General features: G+C 73.8%; 29 protein-coding genes, 1 tRNA gene and 1 other RNA gene. 15 read left to right on the top strand and 16 right to left on the bottom strand.

The features are described 5' to 3' along the window. The first annotated feature begins 94 nt into the window (after positions 1-94). The 11 genes from MTO99_RS00310 to MTO99_RS00260 all read left to right on the top strand — a co-directional run bounded on the left by MTO99_RS00310 (position 95) and on the right by MTO99_RS00260 (position 7,868). On the top strand, positions 95-1,444 hold the full coding sequence (locus MTO99_RS00310; protein ID WP_243555948.1) for a flavin-containing monooxygenase: 1,350 nt from the start codon (positions 95-97) through the stop codon (positions 1,442-1,444). Next, entirely contained in the window at positions 1,441-2,394 is a 954-nt protein-coding gene (locus MTO99_RS00305) for a bile acid:sodium symporter family protein (RefSeq protein ID WP_243555946.1), read from the top strand. The genes MTO99_RS00310 and MTO99_RS00305 overlap by 4 nt, the downstream gene beginning before the upstream one ends. Beyond that, a complete protein-coding gene (locus tag MTO99_RS00300; RefSeq protein WP_243555944.1) occupies positions 2,391-3,350 on the top strand; it encodes an SDR family oxidoreductase in 960 nt (319 codons plus the stop codon). Before MTO99_RS00305 ends, MTO99_RS00300 begins: the two co-directional genes overlap by 4 nt. Before the next feature lie 81 nt (positions 3,351-3,431). Beyond that, positions 3,432-3,528, top strand: an RNA gene (ffs, locus tag MTO99_RS00295) — signal recognition particle sRNA small type. Further along, positions 3,526-3,613, top strand: a tRNA-Ser gene (locus MTO99_RS00290). The genes ffs and MTO99_RS00290 overlap by 3 nt, the downstream gene beginning before the upstream one ends. A gap of 198 nt (positions 3,614-3,811) precedes the next feature. Beyond that, positions 3,812-4,990, top strand: coding sequence for a ThiF family adenylyltransferase (locus MTO99_RS00285; protein WP_243555942.1), 1,179 nt, complete (start codon positions 3,812-3,814; stop codon positions 4,988-4,990). Next, positions 4,987-6,195: a molybdopterin molybdotransferase MoeA gene (locus tag MTO99_RS00280; protein WP_243555940.1), complete on the top strand. Its 1,209-nt coding sequence runs from the start codon at positions 4,987-4,989 to the stop codon at positions 6,193-6,195. Before MTO99_RS00285 ends, MTO99_RS00280 begins: the two co-directional genes overlap by 4 nt. Beyond that, positions 6,195-6,665, top strand: coding sequence for a cyclic pyranopterin monophosphate synthase MoaC (gene moaC, locus MTO99_RS00275; RefSeq protein ID WP_149159726.1), 471 nt, complete (start codon positions 6,195-6,197; stop codon positions 6,663-6,665). The genes MTO99_RS00280 and moaC overlap by 1 nt, the downstream gene beginning before the upstream one ends. After that, positions 6,662-7,381 carry a molybdenum cofactor guanylyltransferase gene (gene mobA, locus MTO99_RS00270; protein ID WP_243555938.1) on the top strand — a complete coding sequence of 240 codons (720 nt, stop codon included), beginning with the start codon at positions 6,662-6,664 and terminating at the stop codon, positions 7,379-7,381. The genes moaC and mobA overlap by 4 nt, the downstream gene beginning before the upstream one ends. Then, positions 7,378-7,629 carry a DUF6457 domain-containing protein gene (locus MTO99_RS00265; RefSeq protein WP_243555937.1) on the top strand — a complete coding sequence of 84 codons (252 nt, stop codon included), beginning with the start codon at positions 7,378-7,380 and terminating at the stop codon, positions 7,627-7,629. The genes mobA and MTO99_RS00265 overlap by 4 nt, the downstream gene beginning before the upstream one ends. Next, positions 7,629-7,868, top strand: a complete 240-nt coding sequence (locus MTO99_RS00260; RefSeq protein ID WP_149159729.1) for a MoaD/ThiS family protein — start codon at positions 7,629-7,631, stop codon at positions 7,866-7,868. Before MTO99_RS00265 ends, MTO99_RS00260 begins: the two co-directional genes overlap by 1 nt. 60 nt (positions 7,869-7,928) lie before the next feature. Here MTO99_RS00260 and moaA read toward each other — a convergent pair whose 3' ends face one another. The 3 genes from moaA to MTO99_RS00245 are packed head-to-tail and all read right to left on the bottom strand — an operon-like array spanning position 7,929 to position 9,855. Continuing rightward, positions 7,929-8,936 (bottom strand): GTP 3',8-cyclase MoaA, encoded by a 1,008-nt coding sequence (gene moaA / locus MTO99_RS00255; RefSeq protein WP_354002499.1) that lies wholly within the window; start codon positions 8,934-8,936, stop codon positions 7,929-7,931. Then, entirely contained in the window at positions 8,921-9,361 is a 441-nt protein-coding gene (locus tag MTO99_RS00250) for a molybdenum cofactor biosynthesis protein MoaE (RefSeq protein WP_243555933.1), read from the bottom strand. The genes moaA and MTO99_RS00250 overlap by 16 nt, the downstream gene beginning before the upstream one ends. Continuing rightward, the gene (locus tag MTO99_RS00245) at positions 9,358-9,855 is read right to left on the bottom strand and encodes a MogA/MoaB family molybdenum cofactor biosynthesis protein (protein ID WP_243555931.1); all 498 of its coding nucleotides are present in this window, start codon (positions 9,853-9,855) and stop codon (positions 9,358-9,360) included. The genes MTO99_RS00250 and MTO99_RS00245 overlap by 4 nt, the downstream gene beginning before the upstream one ends. Before the next feature lie 241 nt (positions 9,856-10,096). On the opposite strand from MTO99_RS00245, the gene MTO99_RS00240 reads away from it, so the two are divergent. Next, positions 10,097-10,606, top strand: a complete 510-nt coding sequence (locus MTO99_RS00240; protein WP_243555929.1) for a hypothetical protein — start codon at positions 10,097-10,099, stop codon at positions 10,604-10,606. 21 nt (positions 10,607-10,627) lie between these two features. On the opposite strand, the gene MTO99_RS00235 is transcribed toward MTO99_RS00240, so the two are convergent. The 7 genes from MTO99_RS00235 to MTO99_RS00205 are packed head-to-tail and all read right to left on the bottom strand — an operon-like array spanning position 10,628 to position 17,090. Continuing rightward, positions 10,628-11,302, bottom strand: a complete 675-nt coding sequence (locus MTO99_RS00235; protein ID WP_243555927.1) for a GNAT family N-acetyltransferase — start codon at positions 11,300-11,302, stop codon at positions 10,628-10,630. A 46-nt stretch (positions 11,303-11,348) separates the two neighbouring features. Continuing rightward, a complete protein-coding gene (locus tag MTO99_RS00230) occupies positions 11,349-13,340 on the bottom strand; it encodes a helicase HerA-like domain-containing protein (protein WP_243555925.1) in 1,992 nt (663 codons plus the stop codon). A gap of 9 nt (positions 13,341-13,349) precedes the next feature. Then, complete coding sequence (locus MTO99_RS00225) at positions 13,350-14,471, bottom strand: sulfate/molybdate ABC transporter ATP-binding protein (RefSeq protein ID WP_243555923.1); 1,122 nt, start codon at positions 14,469-14,471, stop codon at positions 13,350-13,352. Next, positions 14,468-15,307, bottom strand: coding sequence for an ABC transporter permease (locus tag MTO99_RS00220; protein WP_149159737.1), 840 nt, complete (start codon positions 15,305-15,307; stop codon positions 14,468-14,470). The genes MTO99_RS00225 and MTO99_RS00220 overlap by 4 nt, the downstream gene beginning before the upstream one ends. Further along, on the bottom strand, positions 15,304-16,122 hold the full coding sequence (gene modA / locus MTO99_RS00215) for a molybdate ABC transporter substrate-binding protein (protein WP_243555921.1): 819 nt from the start codon (positions 16,120-16,122) through the stop codon (positions 15,304-15,306). The genes MTO99_RS00220 and modA overlap by 4 nt, the downstream gene beginning before the upstream one ends. Further along, positions 16,119-16,523 carry a TOBE domain-containing protein gene (locus tag MTO99_RS00210; RefSeq protein WP_243555919.1) on the bottom strand — a complete coding sequence of 135 codons (405 nt, stop codon included), beginning with the start codon at positions 16,521-16,523 and terminating at the stop codon, positions 16,119-16,121. Before MTO99_RS00210 ends, modA begins: the two co-directional genes overlap by 4 nt. Before the next feature lie 60 nt (positions 16,524-16,583). Beyond that, positions 16,584-17,090: an SRPBCC domain-containing protein gene (locus MTO99_RS00205; RefSeq protein WP_243555918.1), complete on the bottom strand. Its 507-nt coding sequence runs from the start codon at positions 17,088-17,090 to the stop codon at positions 16,584-16,586. A gap of 100 nt (positions 17,091-17,190) precedes the next feature. On the opposite strand from MTO99_RS00205, the gene MTO99_RS00200 reads away from it, so the two are divergent. Genes MTO99_RS00200 through MTO99_RS00190 form a run of 3 tightly spaced genes read left to right on the top strand, consistent with a single transcriptional unit; the run spans position 17,191 to position 19,834 of the window. After that, the gene (locus tag MTO99_RS00200) at positions 17,191-18,093 is read left to right on the top strand and encodes a helix-turn-helix domain-containing protein (protein ID WP_243555917.1); all 903 of its coding nucleotides are present in this window, start codon (positions 17,191-17,193) and stop codon (positions 18,091-18,093) included. Next, positions 18,090-18,953: an aminoglycoside phosphotransferase family protein gene (locus MTO99_RS00195; RefSeq protein ID WP_243555915.1), complete on the top strand. Its 864-nt coding sequence runs from the start codon at positions 18,090-18,092 to the stop codon at positions 18,951-18,953. Before MTO99_RS00200 ends, MTO99_RS00195 begins: the two co-directional genes overlap by 4 nt. Before the next feature lie 44 nt (positions 18,954-18,997). Continuing rightward, positions 18,998-19,834, top strand: a complete 837-nt coding sequence (locus MTO99_RS00190) for a hypothetical protein (RefSeq protein ID WP_243555913.1) — start codon at positions 18,998-19,000, stop codon at positions 19,832-19,834. A 52-nt stretch (positions 19,835-19,886) separates the two neighbouring features. Here the strand turns inward: MTO99_RS00190 and MTO99_RS00185 are convergent, their stop codons facing one another. From MTO99_RS00185 to arfA, 6 genes are all read right to left on the bottom strand, one after another. After that, a complete protein-coding gene (locus tag MTO99_RS00185) occupies positions 19,887-20,051 on the bottom strand; it encodes a hypothetical protein (RefSeq protein ID WP_243555912.1) in 165 nt (54 codons plus the stop codon). Between the two features lie 73 nt (positions 20,052-20,124). Then, a complete protein-coding gene (locus tag MTO99_RS00180) occupies positions 20,125-21,006 on the bottom strand; it encodes a hypothetical protein (RefSeq protein WP_243555909.1) in 882 nt (293 codons plus the stop codon). Beyond that, the gene (locus tag MTO99_RS00175) at positions 21,003-22,292 is read right to left on the bottom strand and encodes a saccharopine dehydrogenase family protein (protein ID WP_243555907.1); all 1,290 of its coding nucleotides are present in this window, start codon (positions 22,290-22,292) and stop codon (positions 21,003-21,005) included. Before MTO99_RS00175 ends, MTO99_RS00180 begins: the two co-directional genes overlap by 4 nt. Before the next feature lie 81 nt (positions 22,293-22,373). Further along, positions 22,374-23,753 carry an FAD-binding protein gene (locus MTO99_RS00170; protein WP_243555906.1) on the bottom strand — a complete coding sequence of 460 codons (1,380 nt, stop codon included), beginning with the start codon at positions 23,751-23,753 and terminating at the stop codon, positions 22,374-22,376. A 25-nt stretch (positions 23,754-23,778) separates the two neighbouring features. Beyond that, complete coding sequence (locus MTO99_RS00165) at positions 23,779-24,873, bottom strand: arabinan endo-1,5-alpha-L-arabinosidase (RefSeq protein ID WP_243555904.1); 1,095 nt, start codon at positions 24,871-24,873, stop codon at positions 23,779-23,781. Further along, positions 24,849-26,360 (bottom strand): arabinosylfuranosidase ArfA, encoded by a 1,512-nt coding sequence (arfA, locus tag MTO99_RS00160; RefSeq protein WP_243555902.1) that lies wholly within the window; start codon positions 26,358-26,360, stop codon positions 24,849-24,851. Before arfA ends, MTO99_RS00165 begins: the two co-directional genes overlap by 25 nt. Positions 26,361-26,394: the final 34 nt, after the last annotated feature.

The following is a 26,394-nucleotide window of genomic DNA, read 5'->3' as shown; positions in this document are numbered from 1 at the left end:
GAACGGAGCATCCGTCGAATATCATGGCCGGACGCCTGCGCACCCCCATCGCCGCGGCGCGCACCCCATCCCCGTCTGGACACCGGAGTCTCCCTTGCACCCCATCGCCGTCATCGGCGCGGGCCCGTCTGGCCTGGCCGCTGCGCGCGCCCTCGATCGCGCCGGCATCCCGTTCGAGGTGTTCGAGGCCGGCGACGACGTCGGCGGCCTCTGGAACATCGACAACCCGCGCTCGACGGTCTACGAGTCGGCGCACCTCATCTCGAGCCGCACGACGACCGAGTTCGCCGAGTTCCCGATGGACTCGACGACCGACTACCCCGGTCACCGCGAGCTGATGCGGTACTTCCGCGCGTTCGCCGAGCGGTTCGGCCTGCGCGACCGCATCCGGTTCGGGACGCGGGTCACGCGCGTCGAACCCGTCGACGGCGACGCGAGCGGTGCGAGCGGGTGGCTGGTTACCACGAGCGGGCCGGATGCGACGGAGCCGGATGCCACGGCGGAGACCCGCACGTACTCGGGTGTGATCCTCGCGAACGGCACCCTCGCCGAGCCGAACGTGCCGACCTTCCGCGGCGAGTTCACGGGCGAGATCCTGCACTCCAGCCGGTACAAGCGCGCCGCGCAGTTCGACGGCAAGCGGGTGCTCGTCATCGGCGCCGGCAATTCGGGCTGCGACATCGCCGTGGACGCGGTGCACCACGCGGCATCCGTCGATCTCAGCGTGCGCCGCGGGTACTACTTCGTCCCGCGCTACCTGTTCGGCAAGCCCAGCGACACCCTGAACCAGGGGCGCCCGCTGCCCGCCCGGCTGAAGCAGGCGATCGACAGCCGCGTGCTGAAGGCGTTCACCGGCGACCCCGTGCGGTTCGGGTTCCCGAAGCCCGACTACCGGATCTACGAGTCCCACCCGATCGTGAACACCCTCGTGCTCAACCACCTCGGGCAGGGCGACCTGCGGGTCATGCCCGACATCGACCGGTTCGACGGGCGCACCGTGCACTTCGCCGACGGACGCAGCGCCGAGTACGACCTCGTGCTGCTCGCGACCGGCTACACGCTCGACTACCCCTTCGTCGACCGCGCCCACCTGAACTGGACGCAGGCGGCGCCCACCCTCTACCTCAACGTCTTCCCGCCGTCGTTCAACGGGCTGTACGTGCTCGGCATGATCGAGGCATCCGGCATCGGCTGGCAGGGACGCGCCGAACAGGCGGCGCTCGTCGCCGCCTACTTGGCCGCCGTGCGCGACGACCCGGCGGCCGCAGCCGCCTTCCGGGCCCGAGCGGATGCCCCGTGGCCCGACCTCACCGGCGGATACCGGTACCTCGGGCTCGACCGGATGTCGTACTACGTCAACAAGGACGCGTACCGGCGCACGGTGACCAAGCTCCTCTCGTCGCTGCCCTCCGCCACGCCCCTCACGAACGGAACCCGCCCATGAACGTCGATGACGTCGTCGTCAGCTTCGCCCCCGGTTCGCTCGTGATCCTCAACGTGGTGCTCGGGTTCATCATGTTCGGCATCGCGCTCGACACGAGCGTCGACGACTTCAAGGCCGTCGCGAAGGCGCCGAAGGCGATGCTCATCGCGCTCGTCGCCCAGATCGTGCTGCTGCCCGCGGTGACGTTCGGGCTCACGCTGCTGCTGAACGTGCAGGGGTCGATCGCGCTCGGCATGATCCTCGTGGCGTGCTGCCCGCCCGGCAACATCTCGCAGGTGCTCACCTACCGCTCGCGCGGCAACGTCGCGCTCAGCGTGTCGATGACCGCCGTCACCAACGTGATCTACATCTTCGTGCTGCCGTTGAACCTGGCGTTCTGGGGCGGCATCCACCCGACCGGCCGCGAGTTCATCGAGGCGGTGAGCCTCAACGGCTGGCAGATGATGGCCGAGATCCTGCTCATCATCGGTCTGCCGTTCGCGCTCGGCTTCGCGCTGCGGGCGCGGTTCCCGCGGTTCGCCGCTCGCGTGCAGCCGTATGCACGCTGGATCAGCCTGCTCGCGCTCGTCGGGTTCATCGTCGCCGCGCTCGCGGGCAACTGGGCGGTGTTCGTCGCCGTGCTGCCGATCGTGCTCGGCGTCGTGTTCCTGCACGACGCCGTCGCCCTCGGGCTCGGGTACGCGAGCGCCCGCATCGGCGGGCTGCCGCCGCGCGACCGCAAGGCGATCACGTTCGAGGTCGGCATCCGCAACGCCGGCCTCGGGCTGGGGCTGGTCTTCGCGTTCTTCGGCGGCCTGGGCGGCATGGCCGTCGTGGCCGGCTGGTGGGGCGTGTGGGACATCATCGCCGGCCTCGTGGTCGCCACGCTCTGGGCGCGGCACTCGAAGCGGCGCGAGACGGATGCCGCGGCATCCGTGTCGCCGTCGCCCGCCCCCGAGGCGTCCGCATGAGGCGCGACCTGCGCGTGCTCGTCACCGGCGGCAGCGGGTTCCTCGGATCGGCCGCGGTCCGCGCGCTGGCGGAGCATCCGTCGGTCGCCCTGGTCGTCTCCGGAGACGTGCGCGAACCCGCCTCGCGCGACGACCTGCCGGCCGGCGCGGTCTTCGAGCGCGTCGACGTGACGGATGCCGCAGGCACCGCCGAGGTCGTCGCCCGCCACCGCATCGACACCGTCGTGCACCTCGCGGCGATCGTGAACCCCGGCACGGTCGGCGAGGACGTCGAGCGGCGCGTCGACGTCGACGGCACCCGCAACGTGCTCGACGCCGCGGTCGCCGGCGGCGTCACGCGCATCGTCGTCTCGTCGTCGGGCGCGGCCTACGGCTACCACGCCGACAGCCCCGAGTGGTTGAGCGAAGACGACCCGATCCGCGGCAACGAGGAGTTCAGCTACTCGCGGCACAAACGGCTCGTTGAGGAGATGCTGGCCTCGTACCGCAGCTCGCATCCGTCGCTCGGGCAGGTGGTGCTGCGCATCGGCACCATTCTCGGCCCGACCGTGCGCAACCAGATCACGGCGCTGTGGGATGCTCCGCGGCTGCTCGTGGTGCGCGGCAGCGACAGCCCGTTCGTGTTCGCCTGGGTCGACGACGTGGTCGGCGCGATCGTGGCCGGCGCGACCGGCGACGTGACCGGCGCGTTCAACGTCGCCGGCGACGGCAAGGTGACCGTGCCCGAGATCGCCGCGCGGCTCGGGAAGAAGACGCTCGTCGTGCCGGCGCCGCTGCTGGCGTTCGGATTGCGGGTCGGGCACGCGCTGCGCCTCACGGTGCACGGTCCCGAGCGGGTCGGATTCCTCAGGTACCGGCCCGTGCTCTCGAATGAGCGGCTGAAGACCGTGCTCGGCTACGTGCCGGGCAAGACCAGCCGCGAGGCGTTCGAGGCGTACCTCGCCACCCGCCGGTAGACGAGGCGGGTCAGGGGCTCGTCCAGCACTGCGGCGGAGGCCGCGGTGTTCAGCCGGGGCATCCGGCTCGGGTAGACTTGCGGAGGCTCCTCACGTGGCGCCATCCAGGCCAACTCCCCCAGGGCGGAGACGCAGCAAGGGTAACCGGGCTCTGGCGGGTGCGTGAGGGGTCCCTGGAGGATTCGCCTAGTGGCCTATGGCGCACGCTTGGAAAGCGTGTTGGGTGAAAGCCCTCGGGGGTTCGAATCCCCCATCCTCCGCCACGTGAATGAGCGCCGCACCCACCGGGTGCGGCGCTTGTTCGGTCTGGATGGGTGCGCTGGAACCGCTCACCCGGTCGCTTCACCGCGGTGAGGGCGATGCCGGCGGGTGCAGCGAGCGCGCGAGAACCCGGCTGCGCCGCCGTCGCCCAGCGAAACCCCGCATCGACGCTGCGCCGTCGCGGCGTTAGCGTGGTCGGCATGCCGCTGCCTCCACTCGTCGACCCGGTCGACGCCCTCGATCCCGACGAGCTGCGCCGCACCGCGCGCCAGGTGCGTCTGCCCGAACTCGGCGAGGTCGGTCAGCGCCGGCTCGCGGCCGCGCGGGTCGCCGTGGTGGGTGCGGGCGGGCTCGGCTCCCCCGCGCTGCTCGCGCTCGCGGCGGCCGGGGTCGGCACGATCGGCATCATCGACGACGACGTGGTGGACGTGACGAACCTGCACCGTCAGGTCGTGCACGGCACGGCCGATGTGGGCCGGCCGAAGGTCGACAGCGCCGCCGAGCGGCTCGCCGCCCTCGCGCCGCAGCTCGTCGTGGAGCGCCACATGCTGCACCTCACCGACGAGAACGCGCCCGCCGTGCTCGGCGGCTACGACCTGGTGCTCGACGGCAGCGACCGGTTCGAGACGCGGTACGTCGTGTCGGATGCGTGCGCCGACCTCGGCATCCCCGTGGTGTGGGCGGCGGTGCTCGGCGTCGATGCGCAGGTGTCGGTGTTCTGGGCGCGCCCGCCCGCCGTCGACGGGCGCGACGCCGTCGAGGGCGTCACGCTGCGCGACCTGTACCCCGCCGAGCCCGAGGGCGGAGTGCCGACGTGCGCCGACGTGGGGGTGCTCGGTTCGCTCTGCATGCAGGCGGGCGCGCTCCAGGCGACCGAGGCGATCAAGCTCATCACGGGCATCGGCGAGCCGCTGCTCGGGCGGGTGCTCGTCATCGACGGGCTGCGTGCGCGGCAGCGCGAGGTCGGGTTGCGTCCGGCGGCGGATGCCACGCGATCGGCGGATGCTCCGCCGCGACCGGATGCCGCGCCGCGACCGGATGCCACGACCGAGACGGATGCCGCGCCGGCACCTTCCCCGATCGGCCACGTCTCGGCAGGCGAACTCAGGCAGCGCCTCGACCAGGTCACGGTGCTCGACGTGCGCGAGCCGTCCGAGCGCGCGGAGCGCGCGATCGCGGGGTCGCTGCACACCCCGCTCGGCGCGGTGCTCGCGGGCGACCGCACCGGGCTCGACCGCGATCGCGCGATCGTCGTGCACTGCGCGATCGGGCCGCGCGCCGAGCGCGCTGCGGCGGTGCTCGCCGCCGAGGGGTACCGGGTCTCGGTGCTCGACGGCGGCATGCAGGCGTGGGCGGTCGTCGAGGCGGCCGCCTCGTGATCACGGTCGAAGCGCAGCTCGCGCGTGTGCTCGCCGGCGCGGCCGAACTGCCGCACGAGACGGTGCCGGTCGACGCCGCCCACGGCCGCGTGCTGGCGGTCGACCTGCGCAGCGCGATCGACTCGCCGCGCGACGCCAACTCCGCGATGGACGGCTATGCGCTGCGCCGCGCCGACGTGCTGGGCGCGAGCCCCGACGCCCCGGTCGCGCTGCGCGTCGTCGGCGAGGTCGCCGCGGGCTCGGGTCACGACCCGGTGATCGCCCCGGGCGAAGCGGTGCGGATCATGACCGGTGCGCCCGTGCCGGCCGACGCCGACGCGGTCGTGCCGATCGAGCGCACCGCCGACGCCGACTGGGCGGCCGACCCCGTGCGCATCGCCGATGAGCCCGCGCCCGCCGCCCACATCCGCCCGGCCGGCGACGACCTCGCGGCGGGCGAGCTCGTGCTGCCCCGTGGCATCCGGCTCACCGCGCGAGCGCTCGCGAGCGCCGTCGGAGCGGGCGTCGGCGAGCTCGAGGTCGTGGCCCGCCCGCGGGTCGCGATCATCGCGACCGGTGACGAGCTGGCCGAGCCGGGGGCTCCGCTCGCCCGCGGGCAGGTGCACGACTCGAACAGCCTGCTCGTCGCGGCGCTCGCGGTCGAGCAGGGGGCGGTCGCGGTGCACCGCGGTCGCGCGGGCGATGCGCCGGGCGCACTCGACGCCGAGGTGCGGCGTGTGCTCGAGGCATCCGTTCGGCCCGACCTCATCGTGCTCACGGGAGGTGTCAGCGCCGGAGCCCACGACCCCGTCACCCGCCTCGCGCTGGAGTTCGCGAAGGTCGCGATGCAGCCCGGCAAGCCGCAGGCGTTCGGACGCATCGACGGCGTGCCCGTGTTCGGGCTGCCGGGCAACCCGGTGAGCGTCGCGGTGTCGTTCGAGTTGTTCGTGCGGCCGTTCCTCGCGGTGCTGCAGGGGCTCGACCCGACACGGCCGACCGAGCGCGCGATCGCCGACGAGGCGTGGCGCACCCCGGTCGGCCGGCGGCAGTACCAGCCGATCGTCGCGCAGCGCGTCGACGGTGTGCTGCACGTGCGCCCCGCGTCGGATCGGGGCAGCGGGTCGCACCTGGTGGGCCGGCTGGCGCGCGCCGAGGGGTTCGCGGTCGTGCCCGCGGAGGTCGCAGCGATTGGCGTCGGCGACGAGGTGGAGGTCATGCTGGGGTGATGAGCTTCACGCATCTGGATTCGGCGGGCCGTGCCCGCATGGTCGACGTGACCGAGAAGGCCCCGACCGTGCGCAGCGCCACCGCGCGCGGGCTCGTGCGGTGCAGCGCCGAGATCGTGCGGATGCTGCGCGACGGCGCCGTGCCGAAGGGCGACGTGCTGGCGGTGGCGCGCATCGCGGGCATCGCGGGCGCGAAGCGCACAGCCGAGCTGCTGCCGCTCGCGCACGTGATCGGCGTGCACGGCGCGGTCGTCGACCTCGAGGTCGTCGACGAGGGCGTCGAGGTGGCGGCGACGGTGCGCACCGCCGACCGCACGGGCGTCGAGATGGAGGCGCTCACCGCGGTGTCGATCGCCGCGCTCGCGATCGTCGACATGGTGAAGGGCGTCGACAAGTCGGTCACCATCGAGCAGATCCGCCTCGTCGCGAAGACCGGCGGCAAGTCCGGCGACTGGCACCGGCCCGCATGACGCACGCGCCCGGCCCCTCGCTCGCCGCGCTCGTCCTCGCGGGCGGGCGGGCGCGCCGCCTCGACGGCGCCGACAAGCCCGGGCTGCGGGTGGGCAGCGCCCGGCTCGTCGACCACGCGGTCGCGGCGGCGCGCACGCTCGGCGCGGATCCGATCGTGGTCGTCGGCCCGCCCGGCATCGTCGACGCGGATGCCGCGGTGCGCGTCGTCCGCGAGGATCCGCCGTTCGGCGGCCCGGTCGCGGCGATCGCGGCGGGGCTGCGCGAGCTCGAGGCATCCGCACCCGACCTGACCGTGCTGCTGGCCGCCGACCTGCCGCGCGCGCAGGCGGCCGCCGCCCTGCTGCGCCCGTGGATCGACGCCGCCGACCGCACCCCCGACCCGCAGGAGGCGGGCGCGGTGCTCGTCGACGCCGGCGGCCGCGACCAGTGGCTGGCGGGCGTCTACCGCACGGCCGCGCTGCGCGAGCGGCTCGCCGCGCTCCGCGAGGCAGGTGCTTCGCCGCACGGTGCCGCGCTCGGTGCGCTGGTCGGCGCGCTCGCGCTCGCGCGCATCCCCGACGAGGGCGAGTCGGCCGACATCGACACCTGGGACGATCTCGACTCGTGGCGGGCCCGGCTCGGTACCCTCGAAGCATCCGCCGACCCCGTCGGACCCGACCCCGCCGGACCCGACCCCGCCGGACCCGACCCCGCCCGCCCCGAGGAGGACGCATGACCACGGATGCCCCCACCCCCGCCGAGCTCGACGAATGGGTCGCGCAACTCGCGCCCGAACTCGGGCTCGACGCCGCCGACGTGCCGACCGGCCGCGTGCTCGACCTCGCCCGCGACGTCGCGCACGGGGTCGCCCGACCGGGCGCCCCCGTGTCGGCGTTCGTCGTCGGGCTGGCCGTCGGCCGCGGGCTCGACCTCGACGAGGCGCTCGCCCGCGTCGACGCACTGCTCGCCGAACGGCGGGACTGATGGCGCGGGTGCGTCTGTTCGCCGCCGCGGCCGACGCGGCCGGCACCGAGGAACTCTCGCTCGAGGCATCCGATCTCGGCTCGCTGCTCGCCGCGCTCCGCGCCCGGGGCGACGACCGGCTCGCGCACGTGCTCGACCGCTCGAGCTTCCTCGTCGACGGGTCGCGCACCAGCGAGCCCGCGACGCCGCTCGCGGCCGACGCGCTCGTCGACGTGATGCCGCCGTTCGCGGGCGGCTGAGCCGGCGGGGATGCGCCAAGCGCGTCCTGCGCGCCCCGCGCGCCAACCGTATCCGGCGCGCTACCCGCCGATCGCGCTCATCGGCCGGTCGGGCTGGAGGAATCCGGGGTCGTCGATGCCGTGCCCGGCGAGCTTGCCCGAGATCGCACGACGCATGATCTCGGCGAGCGCGTCGTCGCCCGCGCCCGACCGCAGCGGCGCGAGCAGGTCGTCCTCGGTGCGGGCGAACAGGCACGTGCGGAACTGCCCGTCGGCCGTGATCCGCACCCGGTCGCACGCCCCGCAGAACGGCCGCGTCACCGACGCGATCACGCCGACCGTCGCCGGCCCGCCGTCGACGAGCCAGCGTTCGGCGGGTGCCGCACCGCGGTCGCCGATCGGCGTCAGCGTGAACCGCTCGCGCAGCGCGGCGAGGATCTCCTCGGCCTCGACCATCCGCACGCGCGACCAGATGTGCCCGGCGTCCAGCGGCATCTGCTCGATGAACCGCAGTTCGGCGCCGATCGACACGGCGTAGGCGAGCAGGTCGGCGAGTTCGTCGTCGTTCTCGCCGCGCATCGCGACGGCGTTCAGCTTCACGGGCGCGAAGCCCTCGTCGATCGCCGCGCGGATGCCCGCGAGCACGTCGTCGAGCCGGTCGCGGCGGGTGAGCCGCAGGAACCGCTCGGGCCGCAGCGTGTCGATCGAGATGTTCATGCGCGCGAGTCCCGCCTCGCGCAGCGGGCCGGCGAGTTCGGGAAGTCGTAGCCCGTTCGTCGTGAGCGAGACCTCGAGCGGCCCTTCTTCGCCCTCGATCGCCGCCATCCGGCGCACCACGTCGACGACGTCGCGGCGCAGCAGCGGCTCGCCGCCCGTGAGGCGCACCTCGGTCACGCCGAGCGACGCGGCGACCCGGGCGAGCCGCTCGAGTTCGTCGGTCGTCAGGATGTTGTCCTTCGCGAGCCAGGGCACGCCGTCCTCGGGCATGCAGTACGTGCAGCGCAGCGAGCACCGGTCGGTCAGCGAGATCCGCAGGTCGCGATGCACGCGCCCGTAGCGGTCGACGAGGCCGGTCACAGTCCCACCCATGCGGATGCTCCGTCGTGCTGCCATTGGCGTTTCCACACGGGAAGGTCGGCCTTGATGCGTTCGACGATCTCGCGGCACGCGGCGAACGCTTCGGCGCGGTGCGCGGATGCCACGGCGACCACGAGGGCGTCGTCGCCGACGTCGAGGCTGCCGATGCGGTGGCTCACGGCGATCTCTATGGGGTCGGGGTCGCTGTCGGGGTCGGTTCCGGCTTCGGCGAACGGCGCGAGGATGCCGCGGAGCATCGACTCGGCGTCGGGGTGCGCCGTGTAGTCGAGCCCGACGACCCGCCCGTCGACGGCGGGGTCGTGGTCGCGCACCTGGCCGACGAACAGCGCGACCGCGCCCGTGCGGGGGCTGCGCACCGCGGCGAGGTGCGCGCCGACGTCGAGCACGTCGTGGGTCACGCGGGCGATGCGGATCATGCGTGGTCTCCCCCGTCGAGCTGGGCGATCGCGTGCGGAAGCACTCGCGCGATCACCGCGACACCGTCGCGCACGCCGCCGGTCGAGCCCGGAAGGTTGACGACGAGGGCGGGGCCGGACGCACCGGATGCCACGCCGGCGAGTCCGCGCGACAGCAGCGCCCCCGGAGCGGGCGCGCGCCGGAGTTCTTCGCCGATGCCCGGCAGTTCGCGCTCGAGCAGCGGGCGCGTGCCCTCGGGTGTGCGGTCGCGCGGGCCGATGCCGGTGCCGCCCGTCGTCACCACGAGCCGTGCGCCGCCGGCGAGCGCGGTTTCGATGGCGCCGTGCACCGAGTCGGCCCCGTCGGGCACGACCGCCGGGTCGCCGACGCGGCATCCGGCTTCGCGGAGCATCCGTACCGCCAGCGGACCCGACGCGTCCTCGCGGGCGCCCGCAGCCGCCCGATCGCTCACGGTCACGACCGCCGCCCGGATCCCGCTCGCGTCAGCGTCCATTCCGTCAGGCTAGTCGAGCCGCGAGCCGTCGACGCCGCTCGTGCGTAACGAGCCGGACTCGGCCGTGTCCTCATTAATGCCGAATAGCGCCCGCCGGGTGCGAGCGCCGATGATGTCAGAGATGTCAGCGGCGCCGATTCGAGCGAGGAGTGGGGACGCAGGGGGCTCCTTCTCAGCGTCGCCGGCAGTAGGGGGCGACGGCCTCAGGGTGATCACCCTGAGGCCGCGTCGCTCGCTCTCGATGAGCATCGGTCTGCAGGTGGGCCTGCTCACGGTGCCTTTCCTGCTGCTGGCCGCGTGGGTCCTTCCCGATCCCGTCTCCCGAGCCGTCATCGTGGGATTCACGGTGGCGCTGATCGTCGCGGTCTGGTGGGCGTGGGTGCGGTTCCGTCGCACCGAGGTCACCGCGAGCCGATACGGCATCGTCGAGACCGGGTTCCTCGGCGGGGTGCACGTGGTGCCCGCGCGCAGCATCGCCCGGATCATCCGATTGCAGCTGTACCGTGGCGCGAGCCTCGAGACCTCGAACCAGCTCTTCGCCGTGGACCGCGACGGCTACTGTCTGCTGCGACTGCGCGGGGCGTTCTGGGACTGCGAGTCGATGGACGAGGTCGCTGCGGCGCTCGGCGTCGAGGAGGAGGTGCGGCCCGAGCCCGTGACCGTGTCCGAGCTGCGCCGCACCGACGCGCGCATGCTGTACTGGTGGGAGCGCGGGCTGCGCATGCCGGGCGACGACGGGCAGCGCCGGTAGGCGCCCGGCCCGTTCGCGGGCTCAGCTCGTCGCGATGCCGAGCAACGGCCGGTCGGGCCGGTGCGTCGGCAGTTCGATGAAGCCGAGCCGATCGTAGAACGCGCGGGCGTTCGTGTTCGCGGGGTCCATGCCGAGTTGCACGCCCGGCACGTTGCGCGCCGCGAGCGCGGCCCGCAACGTCTCGATGAGCGCCCGACCGAGCCCGTGGCCCTGCGCCTCGGGCAGCAGGTCGATGTGCAGGTGCGCGGGATGCGTCCCCAGGTCGTCGTTGCGCATGCGGTCGGGGTCGGCGCCGTCGCGCAGCAGGTCGGACTCGGTGTAGCCGACCGCGGGCTGCGGGGCGAGGCCCGGCGCCGGGTGGCGCGCGATGAACCCGGGCGTCCACTCGCGCCGCCACCAGTCGATGAACGCCGCCGTGTCGGCGACCCCGATCACGTAGCCCACGACGGCGTCGTCGCCCGAGCGCAGCAGCGCATCGGGGTCACCGGCGCCGGGCGCGGGATCCGCCGCGGGGCGGACGACGACCCAGGCCAGGTCGGGCTGGTGGTCGACGTACGGCCAGGCGTAGACCTCGGGCATCAGCGTGTCGTCGGAGTACCGCCCGCGGGCGTCGCCGCCGGCGGCGGCCGTGCGCACGCACACCTCGCCGACGGCGGCACGGTCGGCGGGCTGGTAGGGGCGGATCTCGTAGGTCACCGCGCGAGCCTACTCCGGCCCGCGAGCCCGGGCCCGAGACGCGGGCTCATCGGCGCCGCCGGGTGCCGAAGATGCCCTCGACGACGCTGGTGAGCACGTCGCGGGTGGCCTTGGAGCCGAGCACCTGTTCGAGCATCGAGCCGCCGCCGCCGCTCGCGGTCGAGCGGTTGGACGATCGCGATCGAGACTTGCTCCGGCTGCCCGCGGTCTCGCGCATGATGCGGTCGTACTCGGCCTGCGCGGCCTTCTGCTCCTTCGCCCGTTGCTTCTCGATCGCCGCCTGCTGCTTGGCGTACTCGGCGTCGGCGGCCGCCTTCGCCTTCGCGTCCTCGACCGCTTTCGCCGCGGCGGCCGCGGCGTTCAGCTTCGCGGTGAGGATCTCGCCGGCCGACTCGCGGTCGACCGGGGTGCCGTACTTCGCCTGGAGCGGCGAGGCGGCGACGGCGGCGTCGATCTGCGCGTCGGGCGTGGGCGACATGAGGGCTTGCGGGGCGCGCAGGCGGGTCCACGCGACGGGGCTCGGCGCGCCTTTCTCGTTCATGACGGTGACGACCGCCTCACCGGTGCCGAGGCTGGTGAGCACGCTCTCGAGGTCGTACGCCGACTTCGGGTAGGTCGACACGGTGGCCCGCAGGGCTTTCGCATCGTCGGGCGTGAAGGCGCGCAGCTGGTGCTGGATGCGCGAGCCGAGCTGGGCGAGCACGTCGCCGGGCACGTCCTTCGGGGTCTGGGTGACGAAGAACACGCCGACGCCCTTCGAGCGGATGAGCCGCACCGTCCGCACGATCTGCGCCTGGAAGTCCTTCGAGGCATCCGCGAACAGGAGGTGGGCTTCGTCGAAGAAGAACACCAGTTTCGGCTGGTCGAGGTCGCCGACCTCGGGCAGGTCGTTGAACAGGTCGGCCAGCAGCCACATCAGGAACGTCGAGTAGAGCGCGGGTCGGTCGGCCACGCCGGGTACCTCGAGCAGGCTGATGATGCCTCGGCCGTCGGATGCCACGCGCAGGAACTCGGCGGTGTCGATCTCGGGTTCGCCGAAGAACACGTCGGCGCCGGCCTCGGCGAACGCGACGAGCTCGCGCAGGATCACGCCGACCGTGGCCTTCGACAGGCCGCCGAGCGCGTCGAGCTCGCCCTTGCCCTCGTCGGAGACGAGGTACTGCAGCACGGCCCGCAGGTCGGAGAGGTCGAGCAGCGCGAGCCCCTGGTCTTCGGCGTAGTGGAAGACGAGGCCGAGGCTCGACTCCTGGGTGTCGTTGAGGCCCAGCACTTTCGACAGCAGCAGCGGGCCGAACCCGGCGACGGTGGCTCGGATCGGGACGCCCCTGCCGATGCCGCCGAGCGAGAAGAACTCGACCGGGAAGCTCGCGGGCGTCCAGTCCTGCCCGATGCCGCGCGTGCGGGCGAGCAGCTTCTCGCTGCCCTCGCCCGGGGTCGCGAGCCCCGACAGGTCGCCCTTGATGTCGGCGGCGAACACGGCGACCCCGGCCGCGGAGAGCTGCTCGGCGAGCACCTGCAGCGTGCGGGTCTTGCCGGTGCCGGTCGCACCCGCGACGAGCCCGTGCCGGTTCGTCATCGCGATCGGGATGCGCACCTGCACCGCGGGGTCGGCCTCGCCGTTCACGAGTGCGCCGAGCTCGAGCGCGGTGCCGTCGAACGCGTACCCGGCGGCGACCGCACCCGCCTCCGCTGCGGTGAGCGGAGCATTCGGTGCCGGCGACTCCGGCACTGATGCGCCAGTGGCATCAGACCCAGAGGATGCTCCCGCCGGCGACTCCGGCACTGATGCGCGTGTGGCATCAGTGCCGGAGTCGTCGGCGGCGGATGCGGTGTCGGGTGCCGGGGCGGCCGATTCGCGAGCCGCGTCAGCTGCGGCCTGCGCGGCGGCGGCCTGCGCATCGGCTGCGGCCTGCGCGGCGGCGGCGGCCTCCTCGGCCTTGCGGATCGCCTCCTGCGCCTGTCGCTGCAGTTCCTGTGCCGCTTCGGCCGCCGCCTGGGCGGCAGCCTGTGCCTTCGCGACCGCGTCGTCATCCCCCATGGGGCGATCCTAGCGACGGGGTGCGAGCGGGTGCAGGCTCGTCTCGGCGGCCTTCACGGCGAGCCACGCCTCGCTGCCCGGCGCGAGCTCGAGCTCGGCGACGGCGGCGGCCGTCACGTCGGCGTGCACGGGCGGGGCGCCGAATCGCAGTCGCACCCCGCCGCCGGGCGACGGCTCGATCGCGGTCACCCGGTCGTGCCACACGTTGCGCAGGCTCGTCCGCTCGGGCCGCCGGGTCGCGACCACGACCGACGACGGACGGAAGACGGCGGCCGCCGACTCCCCCTCGACCAGCGGTTCGGCGGCGTCGCCGGTGAAGGTCGCCTCGCCCGCCACGACGGTGCCTCCGGCGGCGGCGCCGACGACGAGGTTCACGCCGGCGAGGGCGGCGGTGAACGGGCTGCGCGGCGCAGCCAGCACCTCACGGGTGGGCCCGGTGTCGACGATGCGGCCGCGCTCGAGCACGGCGGTGCGGTCGGCGAGCACGACCGCGTCGATGACGTCGTGGCTCACGACGACGGCCGACGTGCCCGATGCGGCCAGCTGCTCGCGGAGCATCCAGCGCAGCTCGGGCACCACCTCGACATCCAGCGACGCGAACGGTTCGTCCAGCAGCAGCAGGGCCGGGCGCGCCGCAAGGGCGCGCGCGATCGCGACCCGCTGCCGCTGCCCGCCGGACAGCTCGGCCGGGCGGCGATGCGCCAGGCCGTCGAGCCCGACCCGGGCCAGCCAGGATGCGGCGAGCGCGGTCGCGTCGCGTCGGGGCGTCCCGGCCGCGCGGGGACCGAACGCGACGTTCTCGAGGGCGGTCAGGTGCGGGAACAGGGTCGGATCCTGCCCGAGCAGTCCGATCCGGCGTCGCTCGGGGCGTACGAACGTCGACGACCGGTCGGATGCTTCGGCGAGCGTGCGTCCGTCGAGTTCGATGCGGCCCGCGGCGGGGCGCAGCACGCCCGCGAGCAGGGCGAGCACGGTCGACTTCCCGGCGCCGTTCGGGCCGAGCAGGGCGAGCACCTCGCCCGCGCCGACCGCGAACGCCACGTCGAGGTCGAACCCGTCGCGCACGAGCCGCAGCCGCGCGTCGAGCGCACCGCCCGCCGCCGCGGTCGAGGTCGCCGGTCCGCGCGTCATCCGACGCTCCCGGGGCGCCAGCCGCGCACCAGCACGAGGATCACGATCGCCACGACCAGCAGCAGCAGCGACAGCGCCACCGCCGCCCCCTGCCCGACGCCCGAACCGTTGAACGCCGTGTAGATCGCGAGCGGCATGGTGCGGGTCGTGCCGGCGGCGTTGCCCGCGAACAGCGCGGTCGCACCGAACTCGCCGAGGGCGCGCGCGAAGCAGAGCACCGTGCCGGCGACCAGCCCCGGCGCGGCGAGCGGCAGCGTGACCCGGCGGAACGTCGTCCACCGGCCCGCGCCGAGCGTGGCGGCGGCCTGCTCGTACCGGGTGCCCGCGCTGCGCACCGTGCCCTCGACCGCCAGCACCAGGAACGGCAGCGCCACGAACGCCTGCGCAATCACCACCGCCGCGGTCGTGAACGGCAGCCGCAGCCCCAGCCCGGCGTCGAGCCACTGGCCGACGAGCCCCGTGCGCCCCAGCAGGAACAGCAGTGCGATACCGCCCACCATCGGCGGCAGCACGAGCGGAATCGTGACGAGCGCCCGCAGCCAGCCCGCGACCCGCGGCGTCGCACGGGCGATCACCAGCGCGAGGGGAACGCCGACCACGAGGCATCCGATCGTTGCGAGCGCACCCGTCACGAGCGAGAGCCGCAGCGCGTCGATCGCCTCGGGCGAGGTGACGTCGGCCGCGAGGGTCGACCAGTCGACCCGCGCGACGAGCGCGGCCAGCGGCAGGACGAGGACGACGACCGCGAGCGCCGCGGGCACGAGCAGGAGCGGCGGGATCGCCCCGAGCGGCGACGGCTCGACGCGAGCACCCGCCCGGCCGCCGGCGCGGGTCACGGAGCGCCGAAACCGTACTCGGCGAGGAGCGCCTGCCCCTCGTCGCTCAGCACGAACGCGACGAACGCAGCGGCCACGTCGGGGTTGCCCGCTGCGGCCAGCGCGGCGATCGGGTACCGGTTCACGATCTCGTCGGCGTTGGCCGGCACGATCGTCTCGACCTCGTCGCCCGCGGCGACCGCGTCGGTCGAGTACACCAGGCCCGCGTCGGCCTCGCCCGCGCGCACCTTGGTGAGCACGGCGGTCACGTTCTGCTCCTCGCTGACCGGGGTCAGGGTCACGCCGTCGAGGTCGAGCAGCTGGTGCGACGCCGCGCCGCAGGGCACCTCGGGCGCGCACAGCACCACCTGCAGGTCGGGGTTCGCGAGGTCCTCGATCGCGGTGACGCCGCCCGGGTTGCCGGCGGGCACGACGATGCGCAGCGTGTTCGTCGCGAACAGCTCGGGGTCGGCCGCGAGCAGGCCCGCGTCGTCGACGGTCGCCATCGTGCGCTCGTCGGCCGAGGCGAACACGTCGGCCGGCGCCCCCTCGACGAGCTGGGTCGCGAGCGTCGACGAGCCATCGTACACGATGGGCAGCACGTCGACCCCGGGGTGCTCGGCCTCGAACGCGGCCGCGAGCTCGTCGAACGCGGCGGTGAGCGAGGCGGCCGCGTACACGGTCAGCTCGCCCTCGAGGGCGGGAGCATCGGATGTCTCCTCCGGTGCCGCGGAGGTGGCGGTCGGGCTCGACGAGGCGCAGCCGGCGAGGGCGGCGAGCAGGGCGAGCGCGGCACCGGCGCCGGCGGCGCGGCGGACGAGGCGGTTCGGGTTCACGGGGTTCCTCCGGGGGTTTCGACGATGACGGTGGTGGCTTTGACGACGGCGACCGCGAGCGATCCGACCTCCAGCGCGAGATCGTCGACGGCCTCGGCCGACATCAGCGACACGACCCGGTGCGGGCCGGCCTGGATGTCGACCTGCGCCATGACGCCGTCGCGCTGCACGCGAGTGACGAGCCCGACGAACCGGTTGCGGGCGCTGCGTGCGACGCCCGACGGGTCGTCGGCGGCGGACGCGAGGTCGACGGCACGGCGCGCGGCGTCCGCGCCGTCGACCACGAGGCGACCGTGCTCGTCGTGTTCGGCGGCGAGCACACCCTGGTCGACCCAGCGACGCACGGTGTCGTCGCTCACGCCGAGCAGGCCGGCGACCTCGGAGATCCGGAATTGCGGCATGAATTGGAGGATAGTGCCGCAGTTGCGGAGTTGTCGAGCCGGTCGGGGAGCGCGTCGCGCCTACGCCGACGCAGATTCCGGCACCGGCTCCGATTCCGGCGCCGGCAGCGCCCGCCCGGTCTCGAGGTACGACTTGAAGCTGGACAGCAGGTGCGGCCAGACCTCCCCGGCCTCGACCCGCGCCGGATGCCCCTCGCTCCACTCGTCGCTCGTGAACGTCAGCCTCGTCAGCGCGTCGCCCGCGGGCTCGATGCGCCACGTCATGCGGCTCACGAGGTCGGCGTGGTTCTCGCGGTACGTCGCCCCGGGGTGCTCGGTGAGCTGCAGCACGCGCGGCGCATCGGCCTGGAGGACGTCGCCGTACACGTGCACCGTCTCGTCGCCGTCCCGACCGGGCCCGACGTACTCGTACCGGGAGCCCGGCACCAGGTCCCCGCGCAGCACGCTGCCCCACATCACGGCGCGGTTGCCCGCGTCGCCGGTGATCGCCTCCCACACCTGTTCGGGCGTGGCGGCGACGTACAGGGTCATCTCGAATTCCACGGTGCTCTCCGTCTCGGTGTCCATGATCTCGACGCTACGGACGCGGCGGGCGCACGGATTGAACGAACGCGACACCGCGGGTCGACGGTGTCGCGGTGTCGGCGGCGGGCCGTAGGTTGGCCGGGTGAGCACGCAGGGCGACCGGTACTGGCGGGCGCGAGCGGGCGCGCCGCGCAGCCGCGGCGTCCTCGTGGCCGGGCTGGGCGCGCCCACCGTCGTCGAGGCCGCGCCCGGTGCGCCGCCCACGGCGGAGGAGCCGGTGCGGATGCCGCGGATCGCGCCGCACGACGCGCTCGCCGGGCTCGTGCGGCACTACTGGATCCCTCGCTGGCGGTTGCCGCCCGGTCGCGCGGCGACGCAGCGCGTGCTCGAGTACCCCTCGGCGAACCTCGTCGTCGAGCCCGGCACTCGCGCCGCGGTGCACGGCCCGTCGATCGGCCTCGCCGAGCGCACGCTCGAAGGCGAGGGCCACGCGTTCGGCGTCGCACTGCAACCCGGTGTCGCACCGCTGCTGACGGGCCGGCCGGCGCGAGAGATCGTCGGCCGCGTCGTGCCCGTGCCGAGCCTCGACGGCCTGTCGCGCACGGTGGCCGACGCGGTCGGCGCCGGGCTCGACCACGCCGCGGTCGAGACATTCGAACGCTGGCTCGCCGCACGCGATCTGCACCCCTCCCCCGACGCGCGGCTGGTGCGGACGGTGATCGCGCAGGCCGAGGACGACCGGTCGATCGTGCGGGTCGAGCAGCTCGCCGCGTTCACGGGGGTCGGCGTGCGCCGGCTCGAACGCCTGGTGCGCGAACAGCTCGGGCTGACGCCGCGGTGGCTCATCCGCCGGTACCGGTTGCAGGAGGCCGCGACGCGGCTCGCGGCATCCGACCCGCTCGACCGCGCGGGCACCCTCGCCGACCTGGCCGCCGAACTCGGCTACGCCGATCAGGCCCACTTCACGCGCGAGTTCCGCACCGTGATCGGCGTTCCGCCGGGTCGCTACCTGCGCGAGGCGACCGCGGGCAGGATGGACGCATGAGCTCTGTCGGGCCGTCCTCGCCCGGGCGTCGCGCCGAGGGCGCGCTGCTGGCCAAATGGATGCTTCGCCACGACGGCGAGCCGCTGACGACCGCGTCGAGCCGGCTCATCCCCGTGCGCACCGCCGACGGCGAGCCCGCCATGCTGAAGCTCGCGCACGTCGAGGAGGAGGAGCGCGGCGCCCACCTGCTCGCCGCGCTCGACGGGCACGGCGCCGCGCGCGTCCTGCGTCTCGAGGGCGCCGCGGCCCTGCTCGAGCGCGCCACCGGGCACGGCGACCTGGCGCGGCTGCCCGCGCAGGGGCGCGACGACAAGGCCACGAGGATCATGTGCCGCGCGGCGCAGCGGCTGCACGATGCATCCCGGCTCGTGTTCGACGCGTCCGACCCGCCCGAGCTCATCGACCTGCGCACCTGGTTCCGCGAGCTGTTCGCCCGGGCTGATGCGCAGAGCGCGCTGCATCGGCGCGGCGCGGATCTCGCGAATGCGCTGCTCGACGACGGCCCCGAGCCGTCGGTGCTGCACGGCGACGTGCACCACGGCAACGTGCTCGACTTCGGCGCACGCGGTTGGCTGCTCATCGACCCCAAGGCGCTCGTCGGGGACGCGCTGTTCGATTTCTGCAACCTGCTCTGCAACCCGTCGCTCGAGTTCGCGCTCCGGCCCGGGCGGCTCGAGCGCCAGTTCGCGGTCGTCGTGCACTCGGCGCGGCTCACGGTCGACGGTGCCGCACGGCTCGGGCACTGGCTCGTGGCGTGGTGCGCGCTGTCGTCGACGTGGTTCGAGATCGCCGACGACCCCGGGCGCGCCGCGCAGGTCGCCGCGATCGGCGAACGGGCGGTCGCCGCCGGACTCGGCTGACCCGACCCGACGCGCCCGAACCGGGCCGGTAGGGTGATCGCGTCATGAGTGCCGCCTACCCCGATGCCCGTGCGTGGGCCCAGGACCAGTCCCTCGCGAACGTGCCGACCCTCGCACGGCTCGAAGCGTTCGCCTTCCAGGCGCACCCCGAGATCGTCGAGTCGTTCGGCGCCGAGGGGCGGTCGCTCGCGCCGTTCCTCCGCAGACCGCGCCGATCCCCGACGAGACTCCTGCGCAACGCCCTGATGCTGCTGACGGCGATCGTGGTGCTGGTGGCGCCGATCCTCGGCGTCGCGATCTACGCCGACGCGCCGCCGTACCTCGCGCCCACCGCCGAGCCCGTGGCGGCCCCCATCGCGGTGCCGATCTCGAGCATCAGCTTCGCCGTCGCCGCACTGACGCAGGCGGTCGCGTGCGTCGTGTGGCTGCGTTCGGGCGCCCGCCGCTCGATCCCGCTGCTGACCGGCGCCGCCGCCACCGCCGTGCTGGCCGGCTTCGCCTCGGTAGGGCTGCCGCGCGTGGCCGCACGCGACGGATTCGAACTCGGCGGCTGGATCGTGCCGGTCTGGGTGGCGCTCGTCGTGGCGACAGCGGTCGCGCTCGCGCTCGTGATGCGGCTCGGAGTGCGCCCTCCGGCGAACGCGGATGCCGGGCCCGATCCCGCTCCGATCGCGTCCACCGTCTCCGACCGCGAGCACGCCCGCATGCTCGTGCGCCGACTGCCGGCGGACGAGCGGCGCCTGCTGCAGCAGGACCGCGACGACGCGCTGCGAATCCTGGCGGCGCGCGGACTGCTCGACGACGACGAGGTGCAGCGCGCGCTCGCAGCCGATCTCGGCACGCTGTTCACGCTCGACCCGATCCGCACGCCCGCGCCCTGAGGCTCACCCCGGGTTCGCGGTGCGACCGCCACGGCTCGGCGGTCGGCGCCGCTCAGCGGTCGGCGCTGCTGACGCCGGCCGGCACGTCGGTCGCGGCGGGCTGCGCCGTCGCCGACCACAGGCCGCCGACCACGGCGGCCGCGGCGCACCAGACGGCCGCCCAGGCGACCACGGGCACGGGCCGCACACGGACCTGGATCGATGAGCGGGGAGACATGGGATCCGACGGTACGCGAGCCCGCCTGACCGAAAGCTGAGCACCGCTCACCTGCGCGAGGTGCGCGGTACGGTCACCGCGCCTCGAGGTCGGGGTCGTCGGCGGTGAACACGTAGTCGCCGCGCGCGTCGAGCTCGGGTCGCAGCCCGTCGGCGAACGCCGCCGCGAACGCGACCCGGCTGCGCTCGCGCAACTCGCGCGCGATGTCGGGCGCGCCCCCGCGCACCGCCTCGAAGTCGGCGACGAGCGCGAGTCCCTCGCCGTCGGCATGCCACGCCGGCTGGGGCCGACGCTCGAGCGCCCGCCGCACGCGCGGCGAATCGAGCCGCCAGCGCACCTCGAACCGATCGCTGCGGTCGTCGAGGTTGATCGCGTCGCGCAGTTCGCCGTAGAAGTCGGGCAGATAGGCGCCGACCTCGGCCCCGAGCCGGACCAGGTTCATGCGGGCGTTGCGCCGGATGAGCGGGTCGTACGTCCAACGGATCTCACCGACGCCGTGCGCGAGGCACACCGCACGCTGCCGCAGCTTCAGCGCGACGCCGACGCCTCGGCCCCGGTGGGCCGGGTCGACGGCGTTCATGTGGGAGTGCAGGTGGATGCCTCCGGCCCAGCCGAGGAACCCGAACGCGGCCCCGACGATCGGCCCGGATGCCACGGTCGAGGCCGGCGGCGGAGCATCCGTCCCCGGAGCATCCGTCCCCGGTGCATCCCGCCCCGGAGCATCTGTTCCCGGCGTCGCCGGAACCGCGACCAGCACCGTCGCGCCCGCGTACCCGGCCGCCCGCAGCAGCGACCGGTCGGGCCCCGTGCCCGCGCCCCAGGTGGCCTCGAACCGGGCGATCACCGCATCGAGCTCATCGGGACGCGCGGCCCGGGTGACGACGCCCGCGGTCGCGTCCTCCGCATCCGCTGCCGCCGCCGCTGCGGCCGCGCCCGGCGTCGAGGAGTCGGTCATGCGGCCAGGCGATCTTCCAGCCCCCAGGCCTGACCGTACCCGCCGTCGGACTCGGGCCGGGCCATGAGCTCGAGGAACGGCTGCGCGTCGAACGCCTCGGGGCCGAGCACCCCGCGACCCGCCCAGGTGCCGGCCGCGAGCAGTTCGAGGGCGACGACCGGGTTGAGCGCCGTCTGCCAGACGACGCACTGCGTGTCGTACTCGCGCATCGTCCACTCGTTGTCGCTCACGTGGTACAGGTACACCTCGCGCGGCGCGCCGTCGACCCCGGTGCCGGTGACCCACAGGCCGGCGCACGTCTTGCCGGTCATCCGGGGGCCGATCGTCGCCGGGTCGGGCAGGGCGGCGGCGACCACATCGCGCGGCGCGACCTCGACGGGGCCGGACACGGCGGCTGCGGCGCCGCGCACCCGCACCGGCGCCGTGGAGTCGAGCCCCAGCAGGTGCAGCGTCCGCAGCACGCCGATGAACTCCTCGCCGAGGCCGTACTTGAACGTCACCCGCTTCGCGTCGACCCAGCGCGGCATGAGCAGCACCTCCTCGTGCTCGACGTTCACGCACTCGACCGGCCCGATGCCCTCGGGGAACTCGAACACCTCGGGCTCGCTGAACGGCGGCGTCGTGTACCAGCCCGCATCCGCCTCCCAGATCACGGGCGGATTCAGGCACTCCTCGATGGTCGTCCAGATCGAGAAGCTCGGCGCGAAGATCTCGTTGCCCGCCTCGTCGCGCACCACGAGGTTCGCGCCGTCACGGGTGCCGAGCTCGTCGATCTCGGCGAACAGGTGATCCGCGGCGTACCGCGCGAACACGTCGCTGAGGCCCGGCTCGACGCCCATGCCCACGAGGGCGAGCCGCCCCGCCTGCTCCCAGTCGCCGGCCTGCGCGAACTGGTCGTCGCCGAGTTTCACCCCGGTCTGCGCGTACGGGTCGGTCGGGTGCGGCTCGGACAGGCTCATCGCCATGTCGAGGTAGTCGCAGCCCGCGGCGAGCGCGCCCGCGAACACGGATGGCACGAACTTCGGTTCGACCGCGTTCATCACGTGCGTGGCGGCGTGCTCGCGGGCGAGATCGGCGACGCGGTCGGGGTCGCTCGCGTCGACCTGCGCGGTGGCGAAGCGTGCCGCGACGGTCTCGCCGTGCCGCGCCCGGATCCAGTCGACCGTGCGCTGCGCGCGGGATTCGTCGTAGTCGCTGACGACGAGCAGCTCGAAGAAGTCGCGCCGGGCGGCGATCTTGGCGATGGCGTCGCCGACCCCTCCGGCTCCGATGAGGAGGATGCGCATGCACCGACGCTAGCGCGCCCCGCGGCATCCGTCATGCCTGCGCGATGAGGGTGCGATCGCGATCGGCGACGAACTGCTGCCCTACAGGCCGACGCGCGCCAGGAAGGGGTTCGTGAAGCGGCGGTCGGGGTCGAGGCGGGCGCGCAGCGCGCGGAAGTCGTGCCAGCGGGGGGAGCGTGCGGCGAGCTCGTCGGCCGGCAGCGCGAACAGCTTGCCCCAGTGCGGGCGAGCCGTGGCGGGCAGCGCCGCCTCGAGGTCGGGCAGCAGCGCCTCGACGGCGGGCTGGTCGGCGACCCAGGTGAAATGCAGCGCCACCACGTCGACGCCGTACGCCATGCTCAGCCACAGGTCGTCGGCGCGCACCGTGCGCACCTCGCAGACCTGCAGCAGCGGGGCGATGCGCGGCGCGAGCCGGCGCACCGCCTCGATCGCGGCCACCGCGTCGGCGCGCGGCAGCAGGTACTCGCTCTGCAGTTCGTCGCCGGCCGACGGGGTGAACTCGAGCCGGAAGTGCGGCAACCGCTCGAACCACGGCCCCGGCACGCCGAGCTGGGTCGTGCAGGCCTCGGTTCCGGCGCCGGGGATCGGATGCCTCGGGCCGGCAGCGGCGGTCGCACCGAGCGCCTCGGTGCCCGCCGCGGCCGACGCGATCACTGCGACGAGCGTCTCGTCGACGGGAGCGTCCTCATCGGCCGCGGGATCGGCGAGCGGGCGGGCGGCCGTGGCACGAGGCATCCGCTGCTTGACCCAGAGCTGGTCGGCGACGTCGGCGTTCTGCCAGGTCGTGAAGATGCTGACGCTCGTGCCGAGCGCGGTGACCGCGTCGAGGTCGGCGAGGATCGCGTCCCAGCGGGGGCCGTCGAACACGGTCTGCGCCACCTCGTATGAGGGCTCGACGTCGAGTTCGAGCGAGACGACCACGCCGAGGGCGCCGAGCGAGACGACCGCGCCCGCAAAGTCGGCGTCGCCGCGACGCAGCGTGACGATCTCGCCGTCGGCCGTCACGAGCGTGAGCACCCGCACGGCGCTCGCGAGCGAGCCGATGCCGTCGCCCGAGCCGTGCGTGCCCGTCGCTACGGCGCCCGCCACCGAGATGTGCGGCAGCGACGCGAGGTTCGCGAGGGCGAGCCCGTGCTCGTGCAGCAGCGGCGCGAGTTCGCCGTACCGCACCCCGCCCGCGACGCGCACGGCGACCGTCGACCCGTCGTCGCCCGCGACCTCGGCGAACTCGACCGGCAGGCCGTCCGTCGCGATCAGCGTGCCGTCGGTGTCGGCGAGGTCGTTGAACGAGTGCCGGCTGCCGAGCGCGCGCACCGGGCCGGGTTCGGCGAGGATGCTCCGCAGCTCGTCGACGCTCGTCGGGCGCACCAGGCGGCGCGCCGAGTACGACAGGTTGCCGGCCCAGTTGCGGCCGGCGCCGCGCCCGGCGCCGGCGCGCTCCGTGGCATCCGTCTCGGTCATGCGCATCCTCTCGCGGTCGCCGCGCTCACCAGCGCAGCACGGGCCATCCGTCGGCGTCCCACTCGAGCGGCACGAGCGCGAGCTGGAACTGCCCGTTCAGGTCGCCGTCGTAGTAGTGCAGCGCCATCATGCCATCGGCGACCGACTGCCCGCCCGGGCCGATGCGCGATCCGTCGGTCTCGGCGAGGATCGTGCCGCCGTCCTCGAGCAGCGGCACGCCGTCGCGGTCGACGTACGGCCCGGTGATGTCCGACGCCCTGCCGACTGCGATCTTGTACGTGCTCTCCGCGGCCCGGCAGCATGAGTCGCGCGAGACGAACAGGAACCAGTCGCCATCGTGCTCGACGAGGTACGGCGCCTCGATCGCGTTCGGCGGGGCGCCGCGGTCGGCCAGGCGCAGCGGCTCGGCCAGGCGCAACGGTTCGGCGTCGGGCTCCGAAGCATCCGGATGCCCCGCCGCGGTGCCCGCCCGCAGCCCGCTCGGCCACTCGAGCTCGACCATGCGGATGCCGCTCCAGAACGAGCCGAACGCCATCCACGGCGTACCGTCGTCGTCGGTCGCGACACCGGGGTCGATCGCGTTGAAGTCGTCGGCCGGCGTCGATGCGATCACCGGACCCTGATCGACCCACTCGTAGGCCGGATCGTCGGGGTCGAGCGTCGTGTTCGTCGCGAGCGCGATGACCGACGTGTTCTTGCCGAACGTCGACGCCGAGTAGTACAGGTACCAGGTGCCGTCGTGCTCGACGAGCTCGGGCGCCCACAGGTTCGTCACGCCCTCGACCTGCTCGCGCAGCCACTCGGGCTTGGCGTCCCACACCTCGCCGGCGTAGCGCCAGGTCGTTCCGTCGGTCGACGAGCGCACCTGGATGTTGCCGTTCGCCACCGTCGCGTTGCCGGTCGAGTACACGAACCAGGTGTCGCCCTGCTTCGCGAGCGCCGGGTCGTGGGTCATCAGGTCGCCGGTGAGCTGGGGCGCGCCGCCGCCCGCGCACCCGGCGAGCGCGAGCAGCAGCGCGCCGGCCGCGAGCACGCCCGCGGCCCTCCCACGCCTCAGCCGGGCGAGCGGCCGGCTCAGCCGCGCGAGCGGCCGGCTCAGCCGAGCGAGAGCGCGGTCCACGAGACCGGGGGCAGGGTGATCGTGAGCTCGCCGCCGGCGATCGTCGCGGTGTCGTTCGTCTGCAGCGTCACGCGCTCGCGGTCCTCCAGGGTGTTCTTCGCGTACACGTCGTCGTCGGCGATCAGGTGCGACTCGAGCACCGAGACGTCGCCGAGCGAGGCGATGTCGATCGTGAGGGTCACGGGTTCGGTCTGCGAACGGTTCACCAGGAACACGGCGGATGCTCCGCTGTCGGCGTCGTGCGTCGCGACCGCGTCGACGAGCGGCACCTCGCCGTACTCGGCGGTCGAGTAGGTCGGGGCGTCGAGCTTCAGCTGCAGCGCCTCACCCCGGGCGAGCCGCGACGTGATCGAGAACGGGAAGAAGGTGGTCTGCTTCCACGCCGGGCCGCCGGGCTCGGTCATGATCGGGGCGATCACGTTCACGAGCTGCGCGAGCGACGCGCTGCGCACCCGGTCGGCGTGGCGCAGCAGCGAGATCATCAGGTTGCCGAACACGACCGCGTCGGCGACCGAGTACACGTCTTCGAGCAGGCGCGGCGCGACCGGCCAGTTGTCGATGCCCTCGATCTTGTCGACGCCGTGGAACCGGTCGATGTACCAGACGTTCCACTCGTCGAACGAGATGTCGATCTGCTTCGAGCTGCCGACGACCGCCTTCACGTGGTCGGCCGTCGCGACGACGGTCTCGATGAAGCCGTCCATGTCCACCGCGGACGCGAGGAACGAGCCGAGGTCGCCGTTCTTCTCCTCGTAGTAGGCGTGGCACGAGATGTAGTCGACGTCGTCGTAGGTGTGCGTGAGCACGACCCGCTCCCACTCGCCGAAGGTCGGCATGTGCGCGCTCGACGACCCGCACACCACGAGTTCGACCGACGGGTCGAGCTGGCGCATCGCCTTCGCGGTCTGCGAGGCGATCTTGCCGTAGTCGTCGGCCGACCGGTGCCCGAGCTGCCAGGGGCCGTCCATCTCGTTGCCGAGGCACCACATCTTCACGCCGAACGCGTCGGCCCTGCCGTTGTCGATGCGTCGCTGCGACAGCGTCGTGCCGCCCGAGATGTTCGTGTACTCGAGCAGGTCGAGCGCCTCGAGCGTGCCGCGCGTGCCGAGGTTGACCGCGAGCATGAGGTCGCTGCCGACCTTCGCGAGCCAGTCGTCGAACTCGTGCAGGCCGACCTCGTTCGTCTCGGTCGAGTGCCAGGCGAGGTCGAGGCGCCGCGGGCGGCGGTCGCGGGGGCCGACCGAGTCCTCCCAGCGGAAGCCCGACACGAAGTTGCCGCCCGGGTAGCGGATCGTCGAGACGCCGAGCTCCTTGACGAGCTCGATCACGTCCTGCCGGAAGCCCTCGGCGTCGGCGGTCGGGTGGCCGGGCTCGTAGATGCCGTCGTAGACGTGACGGCCGAGGTGCTCGACGAAGCCGCCGAAGACCCGGCGGTCGATGCGGCCGACCGTGAAGTGCGGGTCGATGGTGAGGCGTGCGGTGGGCATGGTGGAACTCCCGTTGGTCGAGTGGATCGGTCTG

The sequence above is a fragment of the Agromyces larvae genome (genome assembly GCF_022811705.1).
Lineage (GTDB): Bacteria > Actinomycetota > Actinomycetes > Actinomycetales > Microbacteriaceae > Agromyces > Agromyces larvae.
The sequence above is the reverse complement of the archived record's forward strand: the minus strand, read 5'-3'. Positions and strand labels throughout refer to the sequence as shown.

Coding starts and splice junctions, on each gene's coding strand:
- arfA (WP_243555902.1), bottom strand. CDS start 26,360: ATGCCCACCGCACGCCTCACCATCGACCCGCACTTCACGGTCGGCCGC.
- MTO99_RS00175 (WP_243555907.1), bottom strand. CDS start 22,292: ATGCGCATCCTCCTCATCGGAGCCGGAGGGGTCGGCGACGCCATCGCC.
- MTO99_RS00240 (WP_243555929.1), top strand. CDS start 10,097: ATGAGCATCGGTCTGCAGGTGGGCCTGCTCACGGTGCCTTTCCTGCTG.
- MTO99_RS00230 (WP_243555925.1), bottom strand. CDS start 13,340: ATGGGGGATGACGACGCGGTCGCGAAGGCACAGGCTGCCGCCCAGGCG.
- MTO99_RS00245 (WP_243555931.1), bottom strand. CDS start 9,855: ATGGACGCTGACGCGAGCGGGATCCGGGCGGCGGTCGTGACCGTGAGC.
- MTO99_RS00205 (WP_243555918.1), bottom strand. CDS start 17,090: ATGGACACCGAGACGGAGAGCACCGTGGAATTCGAGATGACCCTGTAC.
- MTO99_RS00285 (WP_243555942.1), top strand. CDS start 3,812: ATGCCGCTGCCTCCACTCGTCGACCCGGTCGACGCCCTCGATCCCGAC.
- moaC (WP_149159726.1), top strand. CDS start 6,195: ATGAGCTTCACGCATCTGGATTCGGCGGGCCGTGCCCGCATGGTCGAC.
- MTO99_RS00225 (WP_243555923.1), bottom strand. CDS start 14,471: ATGACGCGCGGACCGGCGACCTCGACCGCGGCGGCGGGCGGTGCGCTC.
- MTO99_RS00195 (WP_243555915.1), top strand. CDS start 18,090: ATGAGCTCTGTCGGGCCGTCCTCGCCCGGGCGTCGCGCCGAGGGCGCG.
- MTO99_RS00300 (WP_243555944.1), top strand. CDS start 2,391: ATGAGGCGCGACCTGCGCGTGCTCGTCACCGGCGGCAGCGGGTTCCTC.
- MTO99_RS00305 (WP_243555946.1), top strand. CDS start 1,441: ATGAACGTCGATGACGTCGTCGTCAGCTTCGCCCCCGGTTCGCTCGTG.
- mobA (WP_243555938.1), top strand. CDS start 6,662: ATGACGCACGCGCCCGGCCCCTCGCTCGCCGCGCTCGTCCTCGCGGGC.
- MTO99_RS00180 (WP_243555909.1), bottom strand. CDS start 21,006: ATGACCGACTCCTCGACGCCGGGCGCGGCCGCAGCGGCGGCGGCAGCG.
- MTO99_RS00170 (WP_243555906.1), bottom strand. CDS start 23,753: ATGACCGAGACGGATGCCACGGAGCGCGCCGGCGCCGGGCGCGGCGCC.
- MTO99_RS00250 (WP_243555933.1), bottom strand. CDS start 9,361: ATGATCCGCATCGCCCGCGTGACCCACGACGTGCTCGACGTCGGCGCG.
- MTO99_RS00210 (WP_243555919.1), bottom strand. CDS start 16,523: ATGCCGCAATTCCGGATCTCCGAGGTCGCCGGCCTGCTCGGCGTGAGC.
- moaA (WP_354002499.1), bottom strand. CDS start 8,936: ATGGGTGGGACTGTGACCGGCCTCGTCGACCGCTACGGGCGCGTGCAT.
- MTO99_RS00185 (WP_243555912.1), bottom strand. CDS start 20,051: ATGTCTCCCCGCTCATCGATCCAGGTCCGTGTGCGGCCCGTGCCCGTG.
- MTO99_RS00190 (WP_243555913.1), top strand. CDS start 18,998: ATGAGTGCCGCCTACCCCGATGCCCGTGCGTGGGCCCAGGACCAGTCC.
- MTO99_RS00265 (WP_243555937.1), top strand. CDS start 7,378: ATGACCACGGATGCCCCCACCCCCGCCGAGCTCGACGAATGGGTCGCG.
- MTO99_RS00260 (WP_149159729.1), top strand. CDS start 7,629: ATGGCGCGGGTGCGTCTGTTCGCCGCCGCGGCCGACGCGGCCGGCACC.